This is a genomic window from Megasphaera hutchinsoni (assembly GCF_001553405.1).
Taxonomy (GTDB): Bacteria; Bacillota; Negativicutes; order Veillonellales; family Megasphaeraceae; genus Megasphaera; species Megasphaera hutchinsoni.
Genome location: NZ_KQ960934.1, coordinates 20,019 through 28,182 on the forward strand (window position 1 = coordinate 20,019; position 8,164 = coordinate 28,182).

Sequence of the window (8,164 nt, forward strand, 5' to 3'; positions counted from 1 at the left end):
ATTGGTTATGCTATACTATCCCATATAAGTATACTTTATATAAGAAGGGGGATAGTTTTATGGAACATGAAGAAACCAAATCAACCACGTTTTCTTTAAGCTTATTGTGGTTTGGTGCAGGCATTTCAATCGCCGAAATTTTAACGGGGATGTTGCTTGCTCCATTGGGATTTACCAAAGGCTTTTTTGCTATTCTTATTGGTCACATTATTGGTGGTATTATTATGTATGGGGCGGGCCTTATTGGTGCTAAGCAAGGTGCTAGTGCAATGGAAACGGTACGTATTTCGTTTGGTCATTGCGGTGGTAGACTTTTTTCCATTTTAAATGTTATTCAATTAATTGGTTGGACGGCAGTTATGATTATTAGTGCCGCCAATGCAGCGAATATTATTCAAGCTTGGGGAACTACGGTATGGAGCATCATTGTAGGCGTACTCATTGTCATTTGGATTTTATTGGGGGTAAAAAAATTAGACAAAGTGAATGTCGTTGTCATGACGCTATTATTTATTCTTACTATTGTTATGAGCGTTGTTATTAGCAAGGGAACGTCTTATCATCTAGCAGGGCAAATGATTACCTTTGGTGCTGGTGTAGAAATGGCCGTAGCCATGCCTTTATCGTGGTTGCCGGTTATAGCAGACTACACACGGCGTGCCTATAAACCGGTAGCCGGAACGACGGCTAGTTGTATCGCTTATTTTATTGCTAGCATGTGGATGTTCTTGATCGGTATGGGTGTAGCTATTTGGACGGGCGAAAGCGATATTGCCGCCGTTATGGTGAAAGCAGGCCTTGGCTTATGCGGTATTTTAATCGTTTTACTTTCGACTGTAACGACGACCTTCCTCGATGCCTTTTCGGCAGGAGTGAGTGCACGTAGTTTATGCAACGCCGCACCGGCATCTTCAGAAAAATGGATGGCCATTATTGCTACGGTTATCGGCGTTATTTTGGCGATTACCGTATCTACGGATACCTATCAAGATTTCCTTTACTTCATCGGCTCGGTATTTGCACCGATGACAGCGATTTTATTAGCTGATTATTACTTCTTGCATCATGACCATCGGTTAGAAACAGTAAACTGGTTAAATTTGATTATTTGGCTTATTGGTTTTGTTATTTATCGCTTCTTCATTACCTTTGATACACCCGTAGGAGTTACCTTCCCAGTAGTGGTTATCGTGATGATAATTAGCGTAATTATTCATAAGATCGTAAACAAGTAAAGGCAATAAGCGGTAAAACATAAGACGGTTTATTCTGATATTATTTGGCATAGTCGTTATAAACGGCTATGCCATTTTTGCATGTACTGGCGATGAAACGTTTAAGCGATATCAACATAAGATGTAATGGGATAGAAATGAGATAATAAAAAAAGCACCGATTTTATCGGTGCTTCATGTTTAATGAGCTTTACTATAAGGTTCAATGGCTGTTTCTGTATGTTGTTGATTTTTAGATACGGGCGATTTGTGCTCTTTGCTATCGGTGTAGGCGGTTGTATCCGTTTCGGTTTCGTCATCATCCGTTTCTGCATCGTTGGCAGCATCGTTCTCTTCAGTTGCCTTCTTAGGCACAACCACTCCCGGTGGAACGGCAAAATGCCCCCCGCGACTAGCGGCAATGCGCATATAATCACGCCAAATACGGGCCGGTATAGTACCACCATATACGGCACCTAGACTTCGTGAACCCGTATCATCACCCATCCATACGGCCGTTACAAGATCAGTCGTATAGCCGACAAACCACGCATCGACATTGTTGTCGGTAGTACCTGTTTTTCCGGCGGCAGGAATGCCAATGGCGGCGGCACGACCGGTACCGCTTTGAATAACGCCTTCGAGCATATTCGTCATTTCGTAGGCTTCTTTCGCTGAAAGCACTTGTGTTTGTTCTGGTTCTTCCGATGAGTGATCTTCGAGAACATGGTTATTTTGATCAAGGATTTTTATAATTGCCATTGGTTTGACGTGAATCCCTTCGTTAGCAAAGGTACCATAGGCACTAGCTAATTCAAGAGGACTTACACCACGTGTTAGCCCGCCTAAAGCCATGGCTAAATTGTTGTCATTTTTTTGTAATGTCGTAATGCCCATTTTTTCAGCCAAACTGAGTATACGATTGGGACCGACCGCATTGGCCGTTTGTACGGCAACCGTATTAACCGAGAATATTAAGGCATCGCGAATGGTTAGTGTGCCACGGTAAGAGCCATCGGCATTACGAGGGGACCAAGAACCGAAGGAGATCGGCTTATCAACAAAGGTTGTGTCAGGAGTCATGCCTTTTTGGAGAGCCGCCGCATAGACGAAGGGCTTAAAGGCGGAACCTGGTTGACGTCTGGCCATGGTTGCACGGTTAAAGCTATCGTGATTCCGACCGCCAATCATAGCCACAATATAGCCCGTTTTAGGATCGATGGAAACGAGAGCGGCTTGAGGTTGAGACAAGCCATTTTTGTCGGTGTAATTGGTAGGAAGATTAGCGAAAGCTTGCATAGCCGCTTTTTGCTTATCTAAATCTAACGTAGTGTAAATTTTTAAACCTTGTTTATATAATATGTCATCGCCGTATTTTTCAGATACTTGGCGTGTGACATAATCGATAAAGTCGATAGGATCATTTTCTTTAGCATTGCGTTTTTTCGGGGCAAGTTTTAGTGGTTCTTGCTGTGCCTGGTGGCATTCTTGGGCAGAAATATAACCATATCGCTGCATTTGATCAAGAATGACATTAGCTCGTTCATTTGCTACCTGCGGATTATTAAAAGGAGAATAATAATTTGGGCTCTTTGGTAATCCAGCTAAGACGGCACATTCTTTTAATGATAACTCGTTGACGTTTTTGTTGAAATATGTTTTGGCAGCAGTTTGGATACCATAGGAACCTTGTCCGAAGTAAATTTCATTCATGTACATTTCTAAAATTTCTTTTTTACTGTACTTGCGTTCTAATTCTATGGCGAGCATGGCTTCTTGCACTTTACGCCGTAAGGTTTGTTTTTGTGATAAAAAGGCATTTTTAGCCAATTGTTGGGTAATGGTACTACCCCCTTGAGAGATACCACGATGTAATATATTGGCAACAAATGCCCTCCCGATACCGATGGGATCGATTCCCATATGTTGATAAAAACGATTATCTTCGGCCGAAATAAAGGCATTCTGTAATGTCGGCGGCACTTGATTAATATCAATGGGCAGTCGATTTTCTTCTGAATACAGCGTAGTAATGAGTCGTCCCTTAATATCAAATAATTGCGATGAAGCAATGGGGCGCATATTATGATTGACTGGGGGTAAGGTTTGATAGGCTGCAAAAATATAGCCGAATCCTAAGCCTGCAACAACGACTATACAAAATAATATGAGGAAACGAAGGCGTCGAAAAAAGCCTTTTTTTTGTACACGTTTCGCTTTATGTCTGGGTGTATACATAAATCCTCCTCGCATGCTGTGATAGATATTAAAATAAAAACACTAATAATAACTAAGGTACTGACTTCTTATTATACCATAATTTAGAAAATAGAAGCAGTGTCTTTATACACATATATAAAGTATATACTATTGCAACGATAAAGCATAGCATGAGTGCCGATTTACTAAAATAAGAAATGTATGAAGAAGAAAACTTGACGGAGAATAACAAATAGAGTACTATAATAAAGGAAAAACCGATAAATGATGTATACTATATAAGATGGAGGGCGTACATATGGATAGAGAACAGGCTTTTGTTTTATGGTTTGATGAAGTACATCGGAGTGATGTGGCATTGGTAGGTGGAAAATCATCTTCTTTAGGTGAATTGACGTCTTCGACAAATGTACCCGTTCCGTATGGCTTTGCCACGACGGCATGGGGCTATCGCTATTTTATGAAAGAAACGGGATTGGATGAAAAAATTAAAGCATTGTTGAAGCAGTTGACTGATGTAGAAGATCCCGTTCAATTGCGGGATGTTACCTCGATGATTCGTCAAGCTGTATGTCAAGCAACTATGCCGGATGCGTTGGCCCAGGCTATTCGTACAGGCTATGAAGTATTGGGCGAAAAGATGGGAGTTGAAAATCCTTTTGTAGCTGTTCGTTCGAGTGCAACCGCAGAAGATTTGCCTGATGCAAGTTTTGCCGGCCAACAAGATACCTATCTTAATGTACAAGGGGCAGATATGGTCATTCAAAAAGTAAAGGAATGCTATGCCTCTACTTTTACCGATAGAGCTACGTATTATCGGGAGAAAAAAGGGTTTGATCATATGGATGTTGCCTTAAGTGCAGCAATTCAGATGATGGTCTTTTCTAAGGCTGCCGGGGTTATGTTTACGGTAGATTTAGTTACGGGTGACGATTCGACGATTACGATTGAAGGTGCTTGGGGATTGGGTGAGTATGTTGTGCAGGGAACGGTAACACCCGATAATTTCCGTGTTAATAAAGAAGACTTACGTATTATTTCTAAAATGGCAAATACAAAACCCATTAAATTAGTGCGCTTACCTGGAGGAGATTGCGAAGAGCAAGTGGTGCCGGAAGCAGAACAACAACAATTAGTGTTGACGGATGAACAGGTACAAGAATTAGCACAATATGCAAAAGATATAGAAGCACATTATGGTTGTTATATGGATATGGAATGGGGTATTGATGAACGGACGAATAAAATTTGGATTTTACAAGCTCGTCCTGAAACAGTATGGTCGAAAAAAAATCAAGCCAAAGAAACGCCTGCTGAACGAGTTGTTGTTGTTAAAGGGTTGCCCGCTAGTCCTGGACAGGCAACGGGTAAGGCACATGTTATTTTAGATCCTGCACAAATTGCGGAATTTAAAGAAGGCGAAATTTTAGTTACGACCATGACAGCCCCAGACTGGGTTCCCGCAATGAAAAAGGCAAAGGCTATTGTTACCGATGCAGGTGGTATGACGTGTCATGCTTCGATTGTCAGTCGTGAATTAGGTATTCCTTGTATTGTTGGTACGAAAAGTCGAAGTAATGAAGCGACTACGTCTATTGCAAATGGACAGCAAATTACTGTTGATGCAACGAACGGTATTGTCTATGACGGCATATTGAAAGACCTTGTTGAAGAGGAAAAAAAGGAACAACACACCGCGTTAGCGGTGGCAGAACAGGTACCGATTACGGGGACGAAAGTATATATGAATTTAGGTAACCCTGACTTAGCAGCTAAACATGGGGCTTTGCCTTGCGATGGTATCGGTTTGATGCGAGAAGAATTTATTTGGACTACGTTTATTCATGAACATCCGTTGTACTTAATTGAACAAGGACAGCCGGAACGTGTGGTCAATCAGTTAGCTGAAGGTATCCGTAAGGTTTGCCAAGCGATGGCACCACGTCCTGTTACGTTGCGGTTTAGTGATTTTAAATCGTCAGAATATCGCAATCTTACGGGGGGAGATAAGTATGAACCACAAGAAAATAGTGCCCTTTTGGGTTGGCGTGGGGCATCCCGGTATTATAATCCCAAATATAGAGAAGCATTTAAATTAGAAGTACAAGCCGTACGAAAAGTGCGTGAAGATTTTGGCTTTACCAATTTACATGTCATGATTCCATTTTGTCGTTGTGTCGATGAAATGGAAAAAATTGTTCGCTTGATGGAAAGCGAAGGCTTATATCGCAGTCCTGATTTTAAAATATGGCTCATGGCAGAAATTCCCGCTAATATTATTTTAGCGGATCAATTTAATAAATATGTTGACGGTTATTCGATTGGCTCTAACGATTTGACGATGCTTGTTTTAGGTTGCGATCGAGATAATGAAACGGTAGCATCTTTATTTGATGAACGTAATTTAGCGGTAAAACGTGCTATTCGTCATCTAATTGAGGTGGCCCATAGAGATGGTAAGACTGTTTCAATTTGTGGTCAAGCACCGAGTGTATATCCTGATTTTACAGAATTTTTAGTGAAAAGTGGGATTGATTCTGTATCGGTAAACCCCGATACAGTAGTAGAAACGAAAAAACGTATTGCCCAAATTGAACAACGGTTGCTGCTTGATTCGTTGACTAAACGTGGACGGTCGGACACAGAAGATTATACATGGTAATAGCGAAAAAGGCGGCACGTCAGGAATGACGGACTGCCTTTTCGTTTTGGTGTGATAGGAGGGGAAAGTGTTGTTGTCGGAACGACAAGAAAAAATACTGGAGATTATACAACATCATAGTCCGATTACGGGGCATTGTATTGCTGGCCGATTGCATGTGACACGAGCTGCTCTGCGATCCGATTTAGCTATTTTAACGATGTTAGGTTTAGTAGATGCACGGCCTAAATTAGGGTATTTTTTTACAGGTAATCAAGCACAAGATCCTGTGGTGAAAGCTCTTTCAGAAATTACCGTTTCCTCTTGTTTATCCCAGTCCGTTGTGGTAGGTGCAGATATGAGTATATATGATGCGATTATTACCTTATTTACGGAAGATGTAGGAACCATTTTTGTTGGTGATAATAACGTATTGTGCGGGGTTGTTTCACGTAAAGATTTATTAAAAACCGCCATGGGCGGCAATGACTTACATGCGATTCCCGTACGCCTTGTGATGACGCCTGTAAGTAAGATGTTATATAGTACACCCGAGGAAAAAGCGGTAGTGGCTGCACAACGGTTGTTAGAATATGAAATTGATTGTTTGCCCGTCGTTCATATTCATACGGCTGAGGATGATACGCAAAAAAAAGAATTGCAAATAGTAGGTAGAATTTCAAAGACAAATATTGCCCGCGTATTTGTTGAATGTGGAATGGGAAGGAGAACGTGATATGACAAAACCAGTTATTTATGCATGTTCTGATTCGCTGGGGGATACGGCTGAACGGGTAGCACGTGCCGCTGCTAGTCAATATGATAAAGAAGTATTTGATATTGTTCGTATGCCGTATATTCGTTCGGAACAGCAAATTCAAGATTTAGTTGATAAAGCACGTCATAGCAATGCTATGATTTGTTATACCATTATTTCGCCTACCTTACGGAGGAAGTTACGTGAATTAACGACGCTATATTGTGTGACAGCCGTTGATATTATTGGTCCTATGCTTTCTGGCATAGGCACATTGACTGAAACGGAACCAACCGTAAAACCGGGAATGATACATCAGTTGGATGAAGAGTATTTTAAACGGGTAGAAGCTATTGAATTTGCCGTGAAGTATGATGATGGGAAAAATCCGAATGGCTTTTTTAAAGCGGATATTGTCATTGTAGGTGTATCGAGGACTTCTAAGACACCGCTTTCCATGTATTTGGCTCATAAGCGGATTAAAGCGGCTAATTTGCCACTTGTACCGGAAGTTTCACTGCCACCGGAGTTATTTAACATTCCGTCACGTAAAATAGTCGGGTTGGTGATAGATCCGTTTAAGTTGAATTTTATTCGTTCTGAACGGTTACGTAGTATGGGGTTGAATGCTGATGCTAGTTATGCCAATATGGAACGTATTAACGAAGAACTCACGTATGCACGGAGTGTGATGCGGCGGTTACATTGTCCGGTTATTGATGTATCAACGAAGGCTATTGAAGAAACGGCTAATTTAGTGATGGATATTGTAAAGCGTAATAAAGAATTATATGAAGAATGAGTAGTCGAGGGAGATAGATATGAATACATGGCTAGGCGTATTAAAACAAACCCCCTTGTTTGTAGGGATGAAGGATGAGGAAATACACACCTTACAACAGTTGATGGGAGTTAGGATGCAGTCATATCAAAAAGGGGAGTTTGTCTTTTTTGCAGGTGATCATATGGAGTCGATTGGCATCGTTCTTTCGGGGGCGGCACATATTATTCAAGAAGATTATTGGGGAAATCGGAATATTTTAGCTCATCTTGCACCAACGCAGATGTTTGGTGAAGCCTTTGCCTGTCAACCAGATCGCGAAGCAACGGTGTCGGTTATTGCGATAGAACCAACTAAAATATTATTTTTCTGTATTTTGTCACTATCTTCTGTTGATTCGTCAATGGGTCCGCTTCAAATGCGAGTATGGAAAAATTTAGTCACTCTATTAGCACAAAAGAATGAAATATTGACGAAAAAAATTCGCTACTTATCACAGCGATCGTTACGTAAAAAATTAATGTTTTATTTATCGGATGAAGCGATGCGAC

At 41.0% G+C, this 8,164-nt stretch carries 6 protein-coding genes; 5 read left to right on the plus strand and 1 reads right to left on the minus strand.

What is annotated here, in order from left to right:
- Positions 1-59 precede the first annotated feature (59 nt).
- The gene (gene cytX, locus HMPREF3182_RS02500) at positions 60-1,235 is read left to right on the plus strand and encodes a putative hydroxymethylpyrimidine transporter CytX (RefSeq protein ID WP_062485317.1); all 1,176 of its coding nucleotides are present in this window, start codon (positions 60-62) and stop codon (positions 1,233-1,235) included.
- Between the two features lie 180 nt (positions 1,236-1,415).
- Here cytX and HMPREF3182_RS02505 read toward each other — a convergent pair whose 3' ends face one another.
- Positions 1,416-3,452, minus strand: a complete 2,037-nt coding sequence (locus HMPREF3182_RS02505; RefSeq protein WP_062485319.1) for a transglycosylase domain-containing protein — start codon at positions 3,450-3,452, stop codon at positions 1,416-1,418.
- Between the two features lie 280 nt (positions 3,453-3,732).
- Here HMPREF3182_RS02505 and ppsA point away from each other — a divergent pair, with 280 nt between their 5' ends.
- From ppsA to HMPREF3182_RS02525, 4 genes are all read left to right on the plus strand, one after another.
- The gene (gene ppsA / locus HMPREF3182_RS02510) at positions 3,733-6,096 is read left to right on the plus strand and encodes a phosphoenolpyruvate synthase (RefSeq protein ID WP_062485321.1); all 2,364 of its coding nucleotides are present in this window, start codon (positions 3,733-3,735) and stop codon (positions 6,094-6,096) included.
- A gap of 70 nt (positions 6,097-6,166) precedes the next feature.
- Positions 6,167-6,811, plus strand: a complete 645-nt coding sequence (locus HMPREF3182_RS02515) for a helix-turn-helix transcriptional regulator (protein ID WP_036257751.1) — start codon at positions 6,167-6,169, stop codon at positions 6,809-6,811.
- Between the two features lies 1 nt (position 6,812).
- Complete coding sequence (locus tag HMPREF3182_RS02520; RefSeq protein WP_062485323.1) at positions 6,813-7,634, plus strand: pyruvate, water dikinase regulatory protein; 822 nt, start codon at positions 6,813-6,815, stop codon at positions 7,632-7,634.
- Between the two features lie 19 nt (positions 7,635-7,653).
- The coding region (locus HMPREF3182_RS02525) for a Crp/Fnr family transcriptional regulator (RefSeq protein ID WP_062485325.1) at positions 7,654-8,164 on the plus strand (511 nt) is incomplete at its 3' end.